The organism is Sporacetigenium sp. TC11 (assembly GCF_058146105.1).
Genome location: NZ_JBYVNY010000006.1, coordinates 12165 through 32642 on the forward strand (window position 1 = coordinate 12165; position 20478 = coordinate 32642).

Annotated in this window: 22 protein-coding genes; 19 read left to right on the forward strand and 3 right to left on the reverse strand. The window is 30.4% G+C overall.

Features of this window, described 5'->3' with window-relative positions; genetic code table 11:
* Window positions 1–2661: a phosphoenolpyruvate synthase gene (locus ACUSRV_RS09955; RefSeq protein WP_490141798.1), complete on the reverse strand. Its 2661-nt coding sequence runs from the start codon at window positions 2659–2661 to the stop codon at window positions 1–3.
* A gap of 19 nt (window positions 2662–2680) precedes the next feature.
* Window positions 2681–3259: a TetR/AcrR family transcriptional regulator gene (locus ACUSRV_RS09960; protein ID WP_490141799.1), complete on the reverse strand. Its 579-nt coding sequence runs from the start codon at window positions 3257–3259 to the stop codon at window positions 2681–2683.
* Window positions 3260–3599: 340 nt separating this feature from the next.
* Here ACUSRV_RS09960 and ACUSRV_RS09965 point away from each other — a divergent pair, with 340 nt between their 5' ends.
* From ACUSRV_RS09965 to ACUSRV_RS10050, 18 genes are all read left to right on the forward strand, one after another.
* The gene (locus ACUSRV_RS09965; protein ID WP_490141800.1) at window positions 3600–3938 is read left to right on the forward strand and encodes a cupin domain-containing protein; all 339 of its coding nucleotides are present in this window, start codon (window positions 3600–3602) and stop codon (window positions 3936–3938) included.
* Window positions 3939–3940: 2 nt separating this feature from the next.
* On the forward strand, window positions 3941–4276 hold the full coding sequence (locus ACUSRV_RS09970; RefSeq protein ID WP_490141801.1) for a cupin domain-containing protein: 336 nt from the start codon (window positions 3941–3943) through the stop codon (window positions 4274–4276).
* A gap of 130 nt (window positions 4277–4406) precedes the next feature.
* On the forward strand, window positions 4407–4769 hold the full coding sequence (locus tag ACUSRV_RS09975) for a VOC family protein (RefSeq protein ID WP_490141802.1): 363 nt from the start codon (window positions 4407–4409) through the stop codon (window positions 4767–4769).
* 297 nt (window positions 4770–5066) lie between these two features.
* Window positions 5067–5396 carry a PadR family transcriptional regulator gene (locus tag ACUSRV_RS09980; protein ID WP_490141803.1) on the forward strand — a complete coding sequence of 110 codons (330 nt, stop codon included), beginning with the start codon at window positions 5067–5069 and terminating at the stop codon, window positions 5394–5396.
* The gene (locus tag ACUSRV_RS09985; protein ID WP_490141804.1) at window positions 5397–6374 is read left to right on the forward strand and encodes a permease prefix domain 1-containing protein; all 978 of its coding nucleotides are present in this window, start codon (window positions 5397–5399) and stop codon (window positions 6372–6374) included. It abuts the gene before it with no gap.
* 180 nt (window positions 6375–6554) lie between these two features.
* A complete protein-coding gene (locus ACUSRV_RS09990) occupies window positions 6555–6902 on the forward strand; it encodes a GIY-YIG nuclease family protein (RefSeq protein ID WP_490141805.1) in 348 nt (115 codons plus the stop codon).
* Window positions 6903–6978: 76 nt separating this feature from the next.
* On the forward strand, window positions 6979–8085 hold the full coding sequence (locus ACUSRV_RS09995; RefSeq protein WP_490141806.1) for an AAA family ATPase: 1107 nt from the start codon (window positions 6979–6981) through the stop codon (window positions 8083–8085).
* Window positions 8086–8162: 77 nt separating this feature from the next.
* Window positions 8163–9188 (forward strand): vWA domain-containing protein, encoded by a 1026-nt coding sequence (locus tag ACUSRV_RS10000; RefSeq protein WP_490141807.1) that lies wholly within the window; start codon window positions 8163–8165, stop codon window positions 9186–9188.
* 34 nt (window positions 9189–9222) lie between these two features.
* The gene (locus ACUSRV_RS10005; RefSeq protein WP_490141808.1) at window positions 9223–9768 is read left to right on the forward strand and encodes a DinB family protein; all 546 of its coding nucleotides are present in this window, start codon (window positions 9223–9225) and stop codon (window positions 9766–9768) included.
* Window positions 9769–9851: 83 nt separating this feature from the next.
* Window positions 9852–10430, forward strand: coding sequence for a nitroreductase family protein (locus ACUSRV_RS10010; protein ID WP_490141809.1), 579 nt, complete (start codon window positions 9852–9854; stop codon window positions 10428–10430).
* 109 nt (window positions 10431–10539) lie between these two features.
* Complete coding sequence (locus ACUSRV_RS10015; RefSeq protein ID WP_490141810.1) at window positions 10540–10995, forward strand: DUF5946 family protein; 456 nt, start codon at window positions 10540–10542, stop codon at window positions 10993–10995.
* Between the two features lie 102 nt (window positions 10996–11097).
* On the forward strand, window positions 11098–11799 hold the full coding sequence (locus tag ACUSRV_RS10020; RefSeq protein ID WP_490141811.1) for an ATP-binding protein: 702 nt from the start codon (window positions 11098–11100) through the stop codon (window positions 11797–11799).
* Between the two features lie 160 nt (window positions 11800–11959).
* Window positions 11960–12304: a zinc ribbon domain-containing protein YjdM gene (locus ACUSRV_RS10025; RefSeq protein WP_490141812.1), complete on the forward strand. Its 345-nt coding sequence runs from the start codon at window positions 11960–11962 to the stop codon at window positions 12302–12304.
* A gap of 151 nt (window positions 12305–12455) precedes the next feature.
* On the forward strand, window positions 12456–13157 hold the full coding sequence (locus tag ACUSRV_RS10030) for a pseudouridine synthase (protein ID WP_490141813.1): 702 nt from the start codon (window positions 12456–12458) through the stop codon (window positions 13155–13157).
* A 197-nt stretch (window positions 13158–13354) separates the two neighbouring features.
* A complete protein-coding gene (gene pepI, locus ACUSRV_RS10035) occupies window positions 13355–14236 on the forward strand; it encodes a proline iminopeptidase (protein WP_490141814.1) in 882 nt (293 codons plus the stop codon).
* Window positions 14237–14615: 379 nt separating this feature from the next.
* On the forward strand, window positions 14616–16529 hold the full coding sequence (locus ACUSRV_RS10040; protein ID WP_490141815.1) for an OPT family oligopeptide transporter: 1914 nt from the start codon (window positions 14616–14618) through the stop codon (window positions 16527–16529).
* On the forward strand, window positions 16522–16872 hold the full coding sequence (locus ACUSRV_RS10045; RefSeq protein ID WP_490141816.1) for a PqqD family peptide modification chaperone: 351 nt from the start codon (window positions 16522–16524) through the stop codon (window positions 16870–16872). The genes ACUSRV_RS10040 and ACUSRV_RS10045 overlap by 8 nt, the downstream gene beginning before the upstream one ends.
* A gap of 267 nt (window positions 16873–17139) precedes the next feature.
* Window positions 17140–17718 carry an MBL fold metallo-hydrolase gene (locus tag ACUSRV_RS10050; protein ID WP_490141817.1) on the forward strand — a complete coding sequence of 193 codons (579 nt, stop codon included), beginning with the start codon at window positions 17140–17142 and terminating at the stop codon, window positions 17716–17718.
* Window positions 17719–18366: 648 nt separating this feature from the next.
* Here the strand turns inward: ACUSRV_RS10050 and ACUSRV_RS10055 are convergent.
* A complete protein-coding gene (locus tag ACUSRV_RS10055; RefSeq protein WP_490141818.1) occupies window positions 18367–19041 on the reverse strand; it encodes a PadR family transcriptional regulator in 675 nt (224 codons plus the stop codon).
* Window positions 19042–19147: 106 nt separating this feature from the next.
* On the opposite strand from ACUSRV_RS10055, the gene ACUSRV_RS10060 reads away from it, so the two are divergent.
* On the forward strand, window positions 19148–20398 hold the full coding sequence (locus ACUSRV_RS10060; RefSeq protein WP_490141819.1) for an L-lactate MFS transporter: 1251 nt from the start codon (window positions 19148–19150) through the stop codon (window positions 20396–20398).
* Window positions 20399–20478: the final 80 nt, after the last annotated feature.

The window sequence follows — 20478 nt, forward strand, 5'->3', positions numbered from 1 at the left end:
CTACTTTTGTAGTATTTCAACGTATCCTTCGGTTCCATTAATTCTAATATATGCTCCATCCTTAATAAGTTCTGTTGCGTTATCTATACCTACAACAGCTGGAATACCATACTCACGAGCAATAACAGATCCATGGGTCATTGTACCTCCTACCTCGGTAATCAAACCAATTGCTGAAGTAAATAAAGGAGTCCATCCTGGGTCAGTGAAAGGCGCTACAAGTATTTCGCCTGGATTTAGTTTAGCATCTTCTAGCCTAGTAATTACTCTTGCAACACCTTCAACAATTCCAGCTGAAACTGGTATACCTATAAGTGCGCCTTCAGGAGCATGAATATCTTTTATTCTACCAGTAATAATTTCTCCTTCACTAGTAATAACACGAGGAGGAGTAAGTTTTTCATATTGTTCATATTGTTTTTTAATTTCATTAATAAACTCATCAACATCTTTTGAAAATCTATTTTCTTCTAATTCTATAAGTTCATCTAATGTAAAGAAAAATATATCTTTTTCATTTTTAAGGATTCCTTTTTTTACAAGGTCGCCTCCCACGTCCAAAATACCACGCTTATATATATCTAACTGCAAAATTACTGCAAACTTATGATGTTCACGCATACCCATAAGGTTTCTATATAAATTAACCAATCTAGATACTACTATTTTTTCAAAACCACTAAACTCTGAAATAATATCTTTAGCTGCTTGTTCTGCCTCAATTTCACCTTGTTTGAATTTTACTCTATGTTCTCCACATGTAGAAGTGCGGATATTACTTAAAATAGAAGGCACAAATTGTATAGGTTCTTCATACCATCTAGGCTTTGTAATATCAATTTCACCCGAGCATCGCATTCCGTATTTACTAAGGAAAATTTCAAATTTCTCTTTAAATTCAAGTCCACCTTTAATTTTAATAAGCCCTTCGTAAAAGGTTTCATTATTGGCTTTTTCAAGATAATCTATAACTTCAGGGTAATTTCTAGCAATATCAGCTAAATCAGCAACTTCAAGGCCAAGCTCTGTCGTAACATTTCCAGGTAAAGATTTATTCAACTGACTTAATAAATAAGCACATTTCTTATCTCCAACTTTATTTTTAAGTTTCTTTTCAAGTTTACCTGATGCTATAATTCCTGAAATAATATAATCTACAACTTTAGATATTACATTTGGTACCATGTTGCCCATGCTTTCTTTTACTTTTCGAATCATATTTGATCCTGAAGATTCAAATATATTTTTTTCACTTTCCTTAGAGATTGTTTCTATTAATGAGTTAACCTCATTTTCAGCTTTAGTAGGATCTTTAATTAATATATTAATCAATACCTTAATAAATACTCGAATAACTATAGGAGCTAGTTTACTAAAAGTTTTAAATACTCTCTTCTTATGTATAGACCTATTTATAAAATCTTCTTTTTTAACTACTTCTAATAAAGCTGATACTATTAATTCATCCATTTTATTAAATACTTTGAGAAATCTATGCCTAACAGGCCTTAGAAGAAGAATAGGAGTAACATTAGCAAACATCCTTCCTCCAGCTTCAAATATAAAATAGTCCATTGAAGAAGATTCGCTTCTTAGGAAATTAGTTATGTTTTTAAAAAGTGATATATTCAAAGGCTTCATAGTATCAGTCATAACTTGAATATGTCCAAAAGATATAAATACATTTAATTTATCATCACAAATAGTAGGTACTGGATACAGTGATGTAATTGGGCGACTTTGAAGAATATAGAACTTTCCATCTGCAAATGCCCATTCAATATCTTGTTCACAATTATAATGTGACTCGATTTTTTGACTTAACTTAGACAATTCAATTATTTTATCGTCAGATAAAGCCTGAATATCTTGTTTTTCCTGAGGAATATCCTTTGTAACAGTTCCTCCTTGAGGAAGAGAATATATTGCAACCTTTTTACTTGAAATTTTCTTTTTTATTATTTCATCAGAACGAACTTGGTATAAATCTGCTGTAACAATTCCAGACACAAGAGCTTCACCTAAACCGAAGCTTGCATCTATTGATATAGTTTTGCGGTGTCCATTTATAGGGTCTGCAGTAAACATAATACCAGACACTTCTGGAAATACCATTTCTTGAACAACTACAGAAAGAAATACAGATTTATGGTCAAATTTATTTTTAGTACGATACGAAATTGCTCTATCTGTAAATAATGAAGCCCAACATTTTTGTATTGCTTTAAGAAGTTGATCTTCTCCAAATACATTTAAATAAGTATCTTGTTGTCCTGCAAATGAAGCAGTAGGCAGATCTTCAGCTGTTGCACTAGAACGAACTGCATAATATTTTTCTTTACCAGTTATTTTTAATGCATCTAAAATACCATGTTTTATATCATCAGGCATTGTTATAGTCTCTATGTGGTCTCGAATATTCTTACCTAATATACTTATTTGCTCTAAATCAGTGTGACTTACATTATCAAGCAAACTTAATAACTTATTCATTTTATTACTATTTTGAATAAATGACTTGTAAGCCCAAGTTGTAACACAAAAACCTTGAGGAACGGGAAAATGTGCTTTCGTCATCTCACCAAGATTAGCACCTTTTCCTCCAACATAAGATAGTGAAGATTTATCAATTTCATTAAAGTGTAGTATATACTTTTTCATTTTATTTCCCCCATATCTACTACTTAAGATTTTTTGGTGCAGCAATTCCACTAAAGAAAATATCTATGAATGTATTTTTTACATCATTAGCTGAATATCCATGTTGAGAAAGAAATTCAGGTTTAACTAGTGAATGTAAAGATTCATGTAAAATTTCCATGGCTAAATTAATTGGGATATCTTTAATTAGGCCTATCTCCTGAGAATGTTTTAGTAAACGTTCAATGAGTTTTTTCCCTTCATTACGAAATTCATTGTACTTATCAGCTAGTTCAGGAAGGTACTTTTGTATATCCATTAAAAACAAAGGATTAAGTTTAACAGACTCATGTTCTGTATTTAATAATATTTCTTTAAGTGTAAGTAAAGGATTTGATTGATCAAGTTCAGATTTACTCTTAATTTCAGCAATTTTATTTATTGTAATATCAACAACAGCTGAAGCAATTTCTTCTTTTCCACTGAAGTATTGATAGATAGTTTTTTTGCTCATACCTAATTCACTTGCTAAGTCTTGAACTGTTACACTGCGATAACCTCTAGAGTTGAACAAATGATGTGCTATTTTTAAAATTCTTATACGATTAGTATCTTCCAATATATTCATCCTTTCATTTAATTATTCTATAAACCCATAAAACTCAAATGTTATTTGCAGTTTCCATTGTAAATCTAATATATTGAGATGTCAATATGAGTAATTAGAGATTTAGAGTTAATTTAGTTATATGAATTCGTATAGAGTTTGTTGTTTTTGAGTACAATTTATCTATATAGATATAAATAATAAAAATAGTTAAGTTGTAAAATTTACCAATATCTGTAACCGTTGGTACATAATCTTTAAAGTGTATATGTTACAATGAACTCAAGAATTAATACTACTAGATAATATCAACATAAAAATTAAAAATATTATATAAAAGGAGAAGATAAAAATGAATGAATTAATAAAAAATATAGAAAAAGCAAAAGCAGTGAATTTTAGAGACTTAGTAGTGCCAGAAGAAGGTCAAATACAATCAGTTACACTGACTCAAAAAAAAGGTGTTGGAATTACTGTATTTTCATTTGGAAAAGGTGAAGGAGTAGGACCACATGCAGCAAAAGGAGATGCTCTGATATATATAACTGAAGGTGTTGCTACAGTAAAAATTGGAGATGAGACTATGGAAGCTGTTAAAGATCAAATGGTTGTTATGCCAGCTAATATTCCACACCAAGTAACAGCCAAGGAAAATATGTCAATGCTTCTTGTAGTAGTTAAGGAGGATTAAATATGAAATATTTTAAAAATATTAACCCTTATGAAGTACTTCCTATAAATGGGATAGTAAGTCATAGAGGAAATCAAATAGCTAGTAAAGCATTAGTAAACACTGAAAATGTAGAAATGAGATTTTTCTCTCTAGCAAAGGGTGAAAGTATAGATAAAGAATACTATGAAATGGAAACATTATTTGTAATGCTTGAAGGTAGTCTAAAAATTGTATATAAGGAAAATGAAGAAGCAATTATTAATGCAGGTGATATAATTGCACTAGAAGCAGATATAGATTATGGATTAGAGGTTTTAGAAGACTCTAAAATGTACAACATATTAGTTAAATACTAAGTTAAAAGTTAGACCGTATTGTTAAACAGTACGGTCTTTTTTACATTTTAGTTTACAAAAATTATAAGAAAAGATATGGTATAATATGGTATTATATATTATAAAAATAAGTAGTTATAGGAGGGTTTTTATGGGATTTTGTTGGAGTACATTAAACGTTAAAAATATGGAAGAATCATTAAAGTTTTATGAAGAAGTAGTTGGGCTTAACGTAGATAAAAGATTTCAAGCTGGACCAGGTATGGAAATTGCATTTCTAGGCAATGGAGAAACAAAGGTTGAACTTATATATAATGAGAATAATACTGATATAAATATAGGAAAAGATATTTCATGGGGATTTGAAATAAAATCAGTTGATGAGATGATGAATTTTGTTAAAGAGAAAGGTATAGCTATTGAAGGGGGTCCTTTCCAACCAAATCCACATGTGAAGTTCTTCTATGTAAAAGATCCAAATGGATTAAAAATTCAATTTGTAGAGAATATGTAATATATTGCTACAAATTACAATTATGATCATGCTACGAAAATAGCATGATTTTTTTATGTTTTTGTCAGTAGAATTATCTCGCTAAGAGAAATTACTTGACTTGTCGTAGTAATTATGGCATATTTAAATTACTACGACAGATAAAGTACGATAGATGTAGTAAAACTTAATTATTTAATAATACATATAGAACTTATAACTATTAATTTCATAGATTAAATTATAAGCTTATTTATATAATGATAAATTATATTCTATATATTATTAACATTAAGGACATGAAGGGAGCGAAAATATTTGATTAGTAGCGATGTTATTAGAGGATACAACGACACTATAATTCTTTATTTGCTTATAGGTAATGATTCTTATGGATATGAGATATCAAAACAGATCAAAGAACTTTCAGATGCCAAATATATCATAAAAGAAACCACTCTTTATTCTGCTTTTAATAGACTCGAGAAAAATGGATATATTGAATCTTACTTTAAGGATGAAACCTTTGGAAAAAGACGGACATATTACAAGATCACTGAAGCTGGAATAAATTATTACAAAGAAAAATGTAATGAATGGGAACTAACCAAAGAAGTTATAAACCGATTTGTTAAGGAGGTAGAGTAAGTGGAAACAATAAAAAATTATTTAGATACTATGTTTGTAAGTCTTCCAAAAACTAATGAAATACAAAAAATGAAGAATGACTTATTATTGAATATGGAAGATAAATACAATGAGCTTAAAAATGAGGGGAAATCAGAAAATGAAGCTATTGGTATTGTAATTTCTGAATTTGGAAATATTGATGAATTAATAAATGAACTTGGAATTGATTATACAAAACAAGAAGAGGTAATTCCATTTCTTACAGAACAAGAGGCAAATGATTTTATCATTGCTAGTAAAAAATCAGGGAAATTTATTGGTATTGGAGTTTTCTTATGTATTCTTGGAGCATCCTCTTTAATTTTAATTAATCAATTGGTAGAGGATAACTTAATAGTTGGCATTTCAAAAGAATCTGCTAGTATTATGGGGCTAATTCCATTATTTATTCTTATTGCAGTAGCAGTTGGACTATTTATATACAGTGGGACATTAGTAGAAAAATTTAAGTATTTAGAAAAGGAATTTAATATTCCAAGTCACTTAAAGAAACAAATTGAACAAAAGAATAATGAATTTAATTCAACCTATACTATATCAGTAATTGTAGGAGTAGCAATGTGTATACTATCACCAGTAGTGATTTTTATTTCATCTATATTTGGTGATAGGGCATCAGTCTATGGGGTAGTTGGTTTACTAATTATGGTTGCAATTGCTGTATATATATTTATATACTTTGGAACAATTAAAGAAAGTTACAAAAGATTATTACGCTTAGATGAATACTCAAAGCCTCTAAAAGAAAAAGCAAAAGAGGATAAGATAATTGCTTTAATTGCAGCAATTGTGTGGCCGCTTGCAGTATGTATTTTCTTGATTAGCGGTTTTTTCTATAATCAATGGCATATAAACTGGATTATATTCCCAATAACAGGACTACTATTTGGTATGTTTAGTGGAGTTTATAAAATTATAAAAGATAAAGATAGATAAAAATATAATGAATTTTTAATTTAAATAAACTCAGAATAGGAAATAAATTTCTACTCTGAGTTTATTTTTTTTGTTTAAATTCTTGACGGCATAAAATATAAATGATATTATCGATTTAGTAAATTAGTAAATTAGTAATTTAGTAAATTATAATCGTGGTATTATTTAGGAGGTCTTAAAATGGATAAAATGAAAAAAAAGAAATTATTACTAGAATATAAATATAGAAAAACAGAAATGGGTGTATATGTATTTGAATGTAGTAATACGGGAAAAAGCTATATTGGATGTACTAATGACACAAAAGGAACTATAAATAGCAATAAATTTAAACTAGGGGCAGGAATGCATCCAAACAAGGAATTACAAAAAGATTGGAATGATAACGGTGAAGCACCTTTTACCATTAAAGTATTAGAGGTTCTTCCTTACGATAAAGAAGATGAAACAAAAACAGATTATACAAAAGAGTTAGAAGCATTACGTGATAAATGGATTAATAATACAAAAGATTCAAAGGCAATCTAATATAATAATATAGATAAAATACACCTTCGAGTATTATCCCGTATACAAAGAGTGGGTATTAAAGGAGGAGAAATTCATGGATGTTAAATATTACTTATCACCAGATAGACAATTAAATGATGAAGAAAAAGGTTTAATATGGAGAAAGCCATTATCTCATAAAACAAGTGAAGAAGAAATTAGAATATGTAATGAAGTAAAACGTAACTGGAATCGTGAAGAAATGAAAATAGCCAACATTCTTTTAGAAGGAGATGCTGGTTCAGGAAAAACTCAACTAGCTAAGGCCTTATCAGCAGACTTTGGCCTTCCATATACTAAGGTAACTTGCTTTGCAGATATGGATAAGTCAGATATTGTTGGTGCTATTTTACCTGTAATTTCAAATGATAAGTTAGAAAAAATAAATGATGAAGATAAGATAACTTTAAAAGCATTATATAATAGCGACGGATTTTATAGTGCAACTGAAGTTTTAATAGATGTATTAGGTATTTCACAGGAGCAAGCTGCTTTGAAAATAAAACACTTAATGAAATTAGTTGGGGAATATTCAAAGGACGATGTTGTTGAATATAGATTTTATCCATCTGAGATAGTAAGGGCTTACCGTAATGGATATATTTTAGAAATACAAGAGCCAACAGTTATTAGAGATGCAGCAGTATTAATGGCCTTAAACTCTGCATTAGAACTAGATGGTAGCATAAACCTTCCAACAGAAGTTATTCATCGACATAGTGATTTTATAGCAGTTATTACTACAAATCGTAATTATTTAGGATGTAGACCACTAAATGAATCCTTACGTGATAGAATCCAACATACTGAAAAAATGGATTTACCAAGTAAAGAAGTTATGATAGAACGTGCAATTGCCAAAACAGGATACAGTAATTATGAGTTACTAGATATTTTAGCAAATACAATTATTATTTTAGACAAAACTGCTAGAGCTAACGCAATTAAAGGAGTTGCCGGCATGCGTTCATTCTTTTATTGGGTTGATTCCATTGATAATGGTTCATCAATAAAGGAATCATTGTATTACAAAGTAATTTATAAAATAACAACTGACTCTGAAGAAATTAAGATATTGGAAGAATCGTTAAATAAGAATAGAATTTTTGAGGAGTTAGATGAATTTGAAAGTAATATTAAAAAAAAAGACATTCAGAGATAGCTGAAATTAAAACTTGGGAAAGTAATGATGAAATAGACGATATCAAAGATTCAGACGTTGATTCTGATGAAGAACGTGTGGCCTTAAGAAAATCTCAAGATAGTGAAGAGAGTTCTCCTGAGGTTTCTGAAGAAATGGGAGATAAAAAAAGTTCTGATTTAGGAGAGAATGGAAATTCTAAGTATAATGAATTAAATCCAGAGGATGATTCTGAACATACAAAAGAAGAAGAGAAAAAATTCAGGAAAAAGCTAAATAAAGACGCCAGAAAAGTCGCATCACATTCGATTCATAAGAATGTAAAACTAATAGTTCATAGACCTGATTGGAATCTAGAGAATAAAGAAGAGTATATAATCTTGAGCAAAGAGTTAATGCCAATTATAAGAGAGCTAGCAAGAAAGACTAGTCAACTTTTAGAACATGATGTTTCTACAGAATTTGCAAAAAGCCATTATTACGGTAGTAAGTTCCAATCAGATAGTGTTGCTTATAATGATTTTAGGTATTTTTCTAAAAAGCTACCTCCAAATGAATCTCCATCTCTTGTAGTTGGATTAAGAGTAGATGAATCTGCATCTATGACAGCTTTTGGTAGATTAGATGCAGCAAAACGTACAGTTGTAGCAGTATATGAATTTTGCAAAATGTGCAACATACCTGTATTAATTTATGGAGATACTGCTGATATTTCAAAATTAGAGCAAATGTCTATATTTGCATATTCAGACTTTGATAAAGAAGATTATAACAATAGGTATAGACTCATGGGAATCCGTGGTAGAGGTAATAATCGCGACGGAATGGCCCTTAGGATTATTTCAGAAAGACTGTTAACTTCTAACCAACAAACAAAACTATTAATTAGTATAAGTGATGGGCAACCTAAAGCTATGGATGATTACACTGGATCTTATGCAATAGATGATATGAAAAAGACTATAGCAGAATTTGAACGAAAAGGAATTACATTTTTGGCAGCGGCAATAGGACAGGATAAAGAAATAATAAGCGAAATTTATGGAGAAAATAAATTTTTAAATATTACAAACTTAGAAGATTTACCATCAAAGCTAGTTAAAGTTATTTCAAGATATTTATAAAATCCAATAGTGTATTCGTTTAGGAGGCTTAATTATGAATGATAAAGTTACTCAAAACTCAATAGATAGTGTTCGTAATGCGTTGATATTTCAGTTTGATATTTCATGGCAATTATTAGAGTTTCATCTTAAAGGTCTTGGAGATGAAGAATGTCTTTGGAAACCTTGTTCAAAGGGGCTTCATGTTATTAATAAACAAGGAACATGGAATGTAGATTGGCCAGATACTGAGTCTTATGATATTGGCCCAGCAAGTATTGCATGGCTAACATGGCATATTACTTTTTGGTGGTCAATGGTCTTTGATTACTCCTTTGGTAAAGGAACTTTGAAGCGTGAAGATATACAATGGTCTGGTAGTACTATAGCTGTTAAAGAAAAAATTATTAAACTGCGTGATGAGTGGAAAACTATATTGACAACTATATCAGATGAAGAATTTCTTTCTTGCAAAAGAACTAAGTGGCCTTTCGAAGATAAGCCATTCTACGAGCTTGCTGCGTGGTTAAATCTAGAACTTATGAAGAATGCCGCTGAAATAGGTTATTGTCGTTTCCTTTATGCCTCTAGAAAACAGTAGGTTTATGTAGTCTATGTTTAAATCAAGTAAAGTTAATCGGTGCATAGGAATGTACACAAGATAAGTTAAGGAGTAAAAATATCATGAATGCTATATTAGAAAATATTATTACAAGAAGAAGTATAAGAAATTATAGTCCTAATCAAATATCAAAAGAAAAACTAAATACAATTCTTTTAGCAGGAAGCTATGCTCCAAATGGAATGGGTACACAAAGTTGGAAGTTTACAGCAATACAAAATCCACAAACGATGAAAAAGGTTAATGAGTCAATACGTCAGGCAATTTTATCTATCCCTATTGTTGCAGAAACTCACCCGTATATAGTTAGTCTTATTGAAAAAGCAAAGGATGAGAATGCAAACTTTTTATATAATGCACCAACATTTGTTATTGTATCTCACTTAAAAGATAATGGAAACGCCATGCCAGATTCTGCACTGGCAATTGGTAATATGATGCTGGCTGCCCACTCCATTGGAATCGGATCATGTTGGGTAAACCAGTTGCCGGGAATGGCTCAGTTACCAACGATACAAGAACTTTTATCAGAATTAGATATACCTAAGAATCACGCTGTATATGGGTCGGTTGTTTTTGGATATCCAGCAGATGAACCAAAACCTGCTGAACCGCGTAAGGATGTTATAAACATTATATAAACATATTCCCTCAGACTTAAAGCTTTGAGGGAATTTTTGTTGACATTTACGTTACGGCATAGGATAAACTAATGAAGTATTAGTTTTTTGATAGGAGGATTGATATTAAGTGGTTGATAATAATACAGTTATGGAGTCTGGAAAATGTATAGAGTGTGGAGCAAAGGAGACAGACGGGTTTTCATGCTATGAATTATTTGGTTTTCCCCTTGTTTGGGAGCATAACAACCCAAAACTATATGCTCTACATTTTTGGCTTGTTTCATGTTACATGATACAGCATCCATCTAATTATACAGTAGAAGGTTACAAACATATGATTGATTTATTCATTGGTGCTTACGATAATAATTGGGATATAGCATATATTCTCAAGAAAAATAGAGAGATTGTAAAAAATATAGGGAAAATAACAAATCCTATTCCAAGTAAAGAAAGAAAACGTGACTTTAAATCGTGGTCAATGACAATTGAAGACATATATTTAGGTGGGGAAAAAAATGCGATAGAAAATATAATTAAGTGGAAAGAACAAATAAGAAAAGAATTAAAACAAAATCAATAATATTCCCCAAAAAATCCTATATTTCGTACCATATGTAACAGATTTATTGTTAAATTTATAGTAATATAGGATTATAAGTTAATTAAATTGAGGGGGACTAAAATGAAAAGAAATGTAATTACAATTAATACAGAAAAATGCGTTGGATGCGGTTTATGTATAAATGCTTGTCATCAAGGTGCTTTAAAACTAATAGATGGAAAGGCCACACTGGTATCAGAGTCATATTGTGATGGATTAGGAATGTGTTTACCAAACTGTCCTACGAATGCACTTAAAGTAGTTGAAAAGGATGTAGAGGAATTTAATAATAATAGAAGTGATGAAAAAGTAACTATAGAGGTAAAAACTTCAGTACCTTGTGGATGTCCTTCTACACATTCTAAAGAATTAAAAAGAGATAATGTAGATGATAAAAATAAAGAATCTCACGAAATGCAATCTGAATTAAGACAGTGGCCATGTCAGATAAAACTTGTTCCAGTAAATGCTCCTTACTTTGACGGTGCTAGACTGGTAGTTGCAGCAGATTGTACAGCATTTGCAAATGCAAATGTCCACAGTAAATTTATGAAAAACAAAATTACTATAATTGGTTGTCCAAAACTAGATAGTGTAGATTATTCTGAGAAACTAACAGAAATTATTAAAAATAATGATATTAAAAGCGTTGATGTTCTTAGAATGAGTGTTCCATGCTGCGGTGGAATGGAAAATGCAGTAAAGCAAGCACTAATAAATAGTGGAAAAATGATACCTTGGAGAGTTGTTGTTATTTCAACTAATGGAGAGATAATAGAATAATTAATATTTCAAAATACCAGTGAAGAATTCTTTGCTGGTTTTTTGTTGTATGAAGAAATGAACTTCAAGTATAGGCTTGGGGATGATTTGTCAATATTAAAGAAATATGATAGTATATAGGCATAAATTAGAATTAACAACAGATGGAGGAAATAAAATTATGTCAAATTTACCAAATTGCCCAAAATGTAATTCAGAATACACTTATGAAGATGGAAGTCTTTTAGTTTGTCCAGAATGCGCTCATGAGTGGTCTTTAGAAAGTGAAAATAGTGAAGATTCAAATGTTATCAAAGATGCAAATGGAAATATCTTAAACGATGGTGATGCTGTAACAGTAATAAAAGATCTTAAAGTAAAAGGAAGTTCATCATCTATAAAGATAGGTACAAAAGTAAAAAGTATACGTTTAGTTCCTGAAGCAGCTGATGGTCATGATATAGAATGTAAAATAGATGGCTTTGGAGCTATGAAATTAAAATCATCAGTAGTTAAAAAAGCATAAATAAAAAAACCGTACTGTGAAAACAGTATGGTTTTTTATGTTTTTGCAAATTAGCATTTGCATATCGAAATTATTTGGATAAAATAAATATGATATAATAAAGAGATAAATTAGCGATTAAATAAATTCATGAATAAACAAGGAGAAATTTATGAGACTTAATAAATTTATTAGCTCAACTGGGATTTGCTCTAGAAGAGAAGCTGATGAACTAATTAAACAGAAAAAAGTGAAAGTTAATGGAGTAATTGAAACATTAGGAAGAGTAGTAGGGCCAGAAGATAAGGTAGAAGTGAATGGTAAGTTATTAAAGAAAAAGAAAAATGATATATATATTGCCTTAAATAAGCCAGTTGGTATTACTTGTACAACCGAGAGACACATAAAAGGAAATATTATTGATTTCATAAATCATCCTGAACGAATTTTTCCAATTGGAAGACTAGATAAAGAGTCAGAAGGTTTAATACTTCTTACAAATGATGGAGATATAGTTAATGAGATTTTAAGAGAAGAAAATAATCATGAAAAAGACTATATTGTAACTGTAAATAAAAAGATAAATCCTTCTTTTATAAAAGGTATGTCAGAGGGAGTAAGGATTTATAATCCTGTGAAAAAAGAATATACAAAGACAAAACGTTGTAAAGTTGTTAAAGTAAGCGACAATACTTTTAAGATTACATTATCTCAAGGATTGAATCGTCAAATCCGTAGAATGTGTGAACATTTTGATTACAAGGTCGTAAAATTGCAACGTGTTCGAATTATAAATATTAATTTAAAAGGTTTATCGGTTGGAAAGTGGAGGTATTTAACAGCAGAAGAGGTTAAAAATCTTAGATCAAAATAACATAAATATAATAGATTTAAAGCATTGTAAGTAATTTTATGGTTGCTTGGTATAATGACTTTTTACTTTTATGTTATACTATTTATGTAAACAATTATAAAGCTTAAAATACATATTAAATATGGCAGAGAAGTTTTAAACAATCTTATTAAGGAACTAATTATTGTTCTTAATGAAGAGTTGAAGGGGGTAAACGTATGAAAATTACTGAAGGGTATATGCCTTTTGAAGGTTTTAAAACCTATTATCGTATAGTAGGTGAAGCAACAGAAGGAAAAAAGCCATTAGTATTACTACACGGGGGGCCAGGTTCTACACATAATTATTTTGAGGTATTAGATAAGATAGCTGAAAGTGGTAGACAAGTAATAATGTATGACCAAATTGGATGTGGCAATTCATTTGTGGAAGGACATCCTGGGCTATTTAACGCTGATACTTGGATAAAAGAGCTTATTGAACTAAGAAGACATCTAGGACTTGAAGAAATTCATCTATTAGGTCAGTCTTGGGGAGGTATGCAGGCTATTTGGTATGCTATTGAGTATAAACCAAAGGGGATTAAGTCATATATTCTTTCATCTACTCTTTCTTCTGCAAAGCTTTGGGAAAAAGAGCAAAAAAGAAGAATATCATATATGAGCGAAGACGATCAAAAAGCTTTACTTGATGCAGTAAATACTAGAGATTATTCTAGTAAGGAGTACAATGATGCATTAGAAAGATTTATGGAAATGTACGCTGCAGGTAAGGTAACTGAAGATTCTCCAGAATGCTTAAGAAGATCTAAAAAAGCAGGTTCTGAGGCATATATTGTAGGATGGGGACATAATGAATTTTCTCCTACAGGTACTCTTGCTGGATATGAATTTACAGACAGGCTGCATGAAATACAGGAACCTTGTTTAATAACTAGTGGATCTATAGATCTGAGCTCTCCGTATATTGCAAAAACTATGTATGACAGAATTCCTAATAGCAAATGGGAACTATTTCAGTATTCAAGACATATGCCATTTGTTGAAGAAAATGAAAAATATATAGAAGTTCTAACTAAATGGTTAGATGAGAATGATTAAAATTATATGAATTTACATAAAATTAGAGATTAAGCAATTTCTACATATAGAGCAGTTCTGAACAAATCAGAACTGTTCTTTTTTATTGCAACCTCTAAAAATATAGGAAGATTTTTTAGATTGGTAGTTTATTGTATAAAGTATATGGTGGATTTTTTATTGCGAAAATGGCCTATGATATCTCTGGGAGTTTCAAATTTAAATCCTATTTTGTTCAAAAAACTGAATAATTCCAAAAACATATAGGTTATAAATGGTATAATTAATATATTTATTGCAAATTACTAAATATATTGTTTATTCCCAATAGTTAAAAAGAAATTATATGTCGGAAATTGTGTTATAATTATATTTAAATACAAAATAGGAGGTATGACTCATGGATAATAAGTTATCTAAAGACGCATATGGTGGCATAGCGGGTAAAGACTATGTGCCATATGTTTCCAGAGGATCTAAATCTGGAGGAAACGCTGCCGTAATGATAATCGGTATTATTTTAGCTGTTGTATTCGCAGCATCAACAGCTTATTCAGGTATGAAAGCAGGACTTACAGTTGCTGCTGGTATACCAGGTTCTATAATAGGTTCTGCATTTATAGCTGCATTTGCTAAGCAAAAAGGTATACTTGGAAAAAACTTAGTTCAAGGTATGGCAAGTGGTGGAGAATCTGTTGCCAGTGGTATAATATTCGTTTTACCAGCAGTTCTTTTAATAGGAGCTAAAGTTAGTTTCTTAGAAGGTTTTCTTGTTGGTATAGGTGGGGTATTATTCGGTATCGGAATAGCTTCTCTTGTTTATAATTACTTAATAGTTGAAGAACACGGTAAGTTAATGTACCCTGAATCAATGGCTATATCTGAAACGCTTGTTGCTTCAGAAGGTGCTGGAGATTCAATGAAGTTCATGGGAATAGGTTTCGCAATAGGTGGTATTATAACTGTTATAACTAGTTCATTCTTAAATGTAGCTAACAACGTTATAAGCTATGTAAATGAAACTTTCTACAAGTGGAAACTTGAAGTTGAAGTTAACCCATTATTATTAGGTATAGGATTCATAGTTGGATTAGATGTTGCTGTAACTATGTTCGCTGGTTCTATATTATCTAACTTTGGTATAGTGCCTTTAATAGGTTACTTCTCAGCTCTTGGAACAGAAGGTGCATCTGTATGGAATAATCCTGATGTTTCTATAAAAGCTATGGAAGTTTCAAATATAGCTGGTAGTTATGTAAAATATATAGGTGCTGGTATGATGCTTTCTGGTGGGTTAATAGGTGCTATAAAACTTATACCTACTATAATATCTTCTATAAAAGAAACTCTTAATGCTAAGTCTTCAGGTGGTAGCAGCTCAGCTATTGGAAACATAATATTACTTGGTGGTATAGTAATAGGTTTCATAGGTGGTTTCGCTATATCTGGTGGTAATATAATGATGGCAATAGTTGCTTCTATTTTATCATTATTCTTATCATTACTATTTGTTATAGTTTCTGGTCGTTTAACTGGTACTATAGGAACTTCAAACCTTCCTGTATCTGGTATGACTATAGCTTCTATAGTTGTTGTAACATTATTATTCGTAGCAATGGGATGGAAAAATCCTGAAAGCAATAGATCATTACTTTTATTTGGTACATTTATAGTTACAGCTATAGCTATAGCTGGAGGTTACTCTCAGTCTCAAAAAGTTACTTTCATAGTAGGTGGAGACAAAAACGAAATGCAAAAATACTTTGCAATATCTGGTATAATTGGTGTTATAGTAGTTGTTGGTACTATATTATTACTTGCAGATCAACTTGCAATGACAGGGGATAATGTTGCTTTTGCATTACCTCAAGCTAACTTAATGGCAACATTAACTGCTGGTATAATGTCAGGTGAATTACCTTGGGTTATGATAATCGTTGGTATAGTTATGGGAGTTGTTTTATTCTTATTAAACCTTCCTGTAATGACAGTAGCTATAGGATTCTACTTACCAATAGCTACAACATCTATAATATTAGTAGGTGCTTTAGTTCGTGTATTTGTAGAAAGAACTTCTAAATCTGAAGTGGAAAAAGACGCTAAAGTTGCTAATGGTATAAGTTTATCTTCTGGACTTGTTGCTGGTGGTTCTATAATAGGACTATTAGGTATAATACTTCAAGTTGCAGGTGTTATAAAAGGAGCTGGACCAGCTGGATTCACTGCTTCTAATACAATGGCAATAATAATATTAATAGGTCTAGTAGTATCTACTATAATACCTATAGTAAATACTAAGGTAAAGCATGATTAATAATAACGAAGACGTTTTAAATATAATATATAAAATCTCTGAGAACATAGAATATGAAGTAGACAAAGACAATATTGTGACTGTACTTGAAAAACAAGAACATAAGGTTCAAAATTTCTTTAGAAAACTTAAATTTAAAATTCCAGAGTACAAAAAAACTTCTTTAGATGAATATGGAAGTTGCATATTTTTACTAATAGATGGCAAGAAAACTGTAAAAGATATTGGAGAAAATCTAGAAGTAAAGTATGGTGACAAAGTTCATCCACTTTATGAAAGATTATTGTTGTTTCTCAACCATATCGAAGTTAATTGTAACTATATAGAAAAAATAAATTTCTAATACCAAAGATGGCACTACATTGTAGTTGCCATCTTTATTTTTTATGAGAAATCAAAAGGTGCTACTTGATATAATTTAAAAATATTTTAACTGTTATAAAACAATTGATAAATATTTCATAAATAATAAAGAAGGAAAATCCTCAGATGATGGGGGTTCTCCTTCTTTTTCTGTCTTTACGATAAGAATATAGTTTTATCAAGGAGATTTTTAAAATAAACATAAATTGAAACATGTAAATTGATAATATATACTATAATTATTCATATGGCAGCTTTTTCACTATTTCCAGAAAGTATGATAATAGCTCATAAAAATTATTTACATACGTTTACTTCTGAACTGTATAGAAGCCAAGATGAAAAAGAGCGTTTTGTAAAACCAAGTATAGTTTTTGATAGTTGTTTACAACTTGAATGGGGAATCTATATACTTAATATTTTCCATAATCCAGGCCATACACTAAGCACAATAGCTGTAGATATAGAAGCTGCTGATTTAATTATTACTGGTGATCATGTCTTTTGTAATGTCGCTTATTTGTGCTATTCTACGCCAGAGATGATAAGAGAAGCATTAAATAAAATTCGTATGACAAATCGAAGCATTGTTATAACAGGTCATAATGGTATAGCATCTATAGATAAGATAAATGATGGTTTAGGATACTTGATGAAATTGGAAAGGTACGTAAAGGAGTCTCGCGCCAGAAACTCTGAGGAATCAATTTTAAATATTAAGATTGAAGACTGTGTTAAACCTAAAGTTCGTATTACTGAGCCAGAAAGGATTTTCCACCAACGCAATCTTCAATTTATTATTAATAAAGGATTATTTTCTAATTAACCTTGTAATATTCGTATTTGAAGTCCCAAATTTTTTCAATGAGAAATTTATAAATTTAGTGTGCAAGTTGGCTTACATCAAATAGTGTAAGCTTATATTTATTTTCAAAATAGGCTAAAAGTCTACGTTATACCCACTACGGTGAACCGTACCATAAGTAACGGCGAAAAATATAATTTGACATCTATAAAGTGTAAAATTATATTAGATGGTAAAAGGCATGATTCCGTGAATTATGGAATCATGCTTTTGTTTTGTTTGGGTTAGTGTATCTTAATAGAAAAAAATAATATATAAATACAATGGACAAGGATATGTGGGTGGACATAGCGATGGAACATCTAAATCCTAAGGAAAAGTAATAGGAGTAGAAGCAGTAGTAACTTTAAGTAGAGTAAAATAATAATGTAATAATAAAATAGTTAACTCATGAATAAGAGATTGTTTTTGCAATATCTTAGTTTTCACTAGTAGGAAGTTATTAATATGTTAATCGCTTATTATAGTTGAAAAGACTAGAATAATATAATTAAGGAGATAGAATATTAACGAGTTTTAACCACTACAGTATTGTAGTGGTTAAAACTATGAATTCTAGGTGAGAGTTTATGTAATGTAAACTCTCATTTTTATATTAAAACAGTTAGACTATGACTCATTTTCACTTTTACAATAATTAATACAATCCTTCAACCATTTTATATGTGTCTCTTCTCTCATAATAGCTCCGTTCAGCACGAGAAAATCTCCAAAGGAGTCATCATCAAGATGAGGAACACTGGCATAAGGCTCTCTTTGACTTAATAAGAAGGTTAGTCTTTCGTGATGCTGAACTAATTGATGTTCTAATAATTGGATTCTCGTATTTACATCTAAATTATTTGAAAAATACAGTCTAAGGCGAAAAATATTTTTGGGTGTTGGTTCAATAGGTTCATCCTTTTTGAGCCAGTTTAAAAAAGCTTTTCTACCTTTTTCTGTAATAGTATAAACTTTTTTTTCTAATACTTCTCCACTAATTTCAATGTCATAAACTAAAAGCTCTTCGTCTACTAGTTTTTTCAGCTCCGGATATATTTGACTGTGCCTTGCAGTCCAAAAATTAGCTAACTGAAAACTAAATTCTTTTGCTATTTCATATCCAGTCATAGGTATTCTATTTAATAATCCTAAAATTGCATATTTAAGAGTTCTCATAAATCCACTTCTTTCTTTTATATATACATATTTATTTACTAATTTATTATAACATAGTTTTTTAAAATTACAATGTGCACCGCTTGTTAAAGAAACACAATATAAATATGGTTGAAATAATATCATGACACATTAAACATGTATATATTGACATGTTCAATGTGTCATGATATTATATAACATATATTGTGACAATATTAACAAACAAAACAAAATATGGAGGAGGATATTTATGGAACTAACGAAAAAAAGATGGATTATTCTTATCGCAAGCTGTTTTATTAATTTATGCATTGGTTCAATGTATGCATGGAGTGTATTTGCAACTCCAATGGCAACGTACTTGAGTACTGTTACTGGAGTTAGTTTAACTCCAGGTAATCTGGCAATAGTGTTTATTGTTACTAACTCTGTTGGACCTATTACTATGATTACAGGTGGTAGAATTAATGATATGTTTGGACCAAAGAAAGTTATCTTTGTAGGAGGCTTACTCTTTGGAGGTGGTATGATATTATCAGGTTTCGCTAAGAGCTTAGGATTCTTAGTGCTTTCTTATGGTATTATAACTGGTCTTGGTATAGGACTAGTTTATGGATGTACAATCAGCAATTCAGTTAAGTTTTTCCCAGACAAGCGTGGTTTTGTTGGGGGAGTTACAACAGCAGCTTATGGATTAAGCTCAGTATTGGTACCCCCAATTGCAAACGTATTAATTACTAATGCTGGAGTAACTTCAGCATTCAAGATAATAGGAATTGCATTCCTTATTATAGTATGTGTAGCTTCATTCTTTATTGAGAAATGTCCTGCAAACTTTATTCCGGAAGGTTGGACACCATCAGTAACTAATGGTAACAGGTCAAATGTAGTTGATAAAGATTGGAAGGGTATGCTTGCAAGTCCTGTATTCTATATAATGATTACACTATTGACTTTTGGTGCATTTGGTGGATTAATGTGCTCTTCTCAGGCTTCACCTTTAGCACAAAACATGATTGGAATGTCAGCTACTGCAGGGGCTACTGTAGTTTCTGTTTTAGCATTATTTAATACTTCAGGTCGTATTGTTGCAGGATATATTTCTGATAAGATAGGTAGAATCAATACACTAGCATGTGCTTTTGTTTTTTCATTTGTTGGACTTGGATGTTTATATTTTTCAGGTCAAGGAGATGTTGCTACATTCTATATCGGTATTTCAATTATAGGAATATGCTTTGGTGCATTCATGGGAGTTTTCCCAGGATTTACTGTAGATCAATTTGGTGCTAAAAACAACAGTGTAAACTACGGAATAATGTTTATAGGATTTGCAGTGGCAGGATATTTTGGACCAACAGTGATGAGAAATGTATATGCTGTAGATAACAGTTATCAAAGAGCATTTTTAATTGCTGCTGCTCTTGGAGTTGTAGGATTTGCATTAACATTTGTTTATCGTTTTGTTAATAATAGGGAAAGAGTTGCAGTTAGTAAATAGTAATACATACTAAATTAAATTTTTAACTTGGACTGATATATATAATAATTTGTTTAATTAATAAAGTATAAGGAGAATAA

Coding starts and splice junctions, on each gene's coding strand:
- ACUSRV_RS09955 (WP_490141798.1), bottom strand. CDS start 2,661: ATGAAAAAGTATATACTACACTTTAATGAAATTGATAAATCTTCACTA.
- ACUSRV_RS09965 (WP_490141800.1), top strand. CDS start 3,600: ATGAATGAATTAATAAAAAATATAGAAAAAGCAAAAGCAGTGAATTTT.
- ACUSRV_RS09970 (WP_490141801.1), top strand. CDS start 3,941: ATGAAATATTTTAAAAATATTAACCCTTATGAAGTACTTCCTATAAAT.
- ACUSRV_RS09975 (WP_490141802.1), top strand. CDS start 4,407: ATGGGATTTTGTTGGAGTACATTAAACGTTAAAAATATGGAAGAATCA.
- ACUSRV_RS09990 (WP_490141805.1), top strand. CDS start 6,555: ATGGATAAAATGAAAAAAAAGAAATTATTACTAGAATATAAATATAGA.
- ACUSRV_RS09995 (WP_490141806.1), top strand. CDS start 6,979: ATGGATGTTAAATATTACTTATCACCAGATAGACAATTAAATGATGAA.
- ACUSRV_RS10005 (WP_490141808.1), top strand. CDS start 9,223: ATGAATGATAAAGTTACTCAAAACTCAATAGATAGTGTTCGTAATGCG.
- ACUSRV_RS10010 (WP_490141809.1), top strand. CDS start 9,852: ATGAATGCTATATTAGAAAATATTATTACAAGAAGAAGTATAAGAAAT.
- ACUSRV_RS10020 (WP_490141811.1), top strand. CDS start 11,098: ATGAAAAGAAATGTAATTACAATTAATACAGAAAAATGCGTTGGATGC.
- ACUSRV_RS10025 (WP_490141812.1), top strand. CDS start 11,960: ATGTCAAATTTACCAAATTGCCCAAAATGTAATTCAGAATACACTTAT.
- ACUSRV_RS10030 (WP_490141813.1), top strand. CDS start 12,456: ATGAGACTTAATAAATTTATTAGCTCAACTGGGATTTGCTCTAGAAGA.
- pepI (WP_490141814.1), top strand. CDS start 13,355: ATGAAAATTACTGAAGGGTATATGCCTTTTGAAGGTTTTAAAACCTAT.
- ACUSRV_RS10040 (WP_490141815.1), top strand. CDS start 14,616: ATGGATAATAAGTTATCTAAAGACGCATATGGTGGCATAGCGGGTAAA.
- ACUSRV_RS10045 (WP_490141816.1), top strand. CDS start 16,522: ATGATTAATAATAACGAAGACGTTTTAAATATAATATATAAAATCTCT.
- ACUSRV_RS10050 (WP_490141817.1), top strand. CDS start 17,140: ATGGCAGCTTTTTCACTATTTCCAGAAAGTATGATAATAGCTCATAAA.
- ACUSRV_RS10055 (WP_490141818.1), bottom strand. CDS start 19,041: ATGATATTATTTCAACCATATTTATATTGTGTTTCTTTAACAAGCGGT.
- ACUSRV_RS10060 (WP_490141819.1), top strand. CDS start 19,148: ATGGAACTAACGAAAAAAAGATGGATTATTCTTATCGCAAGCTGTTTT.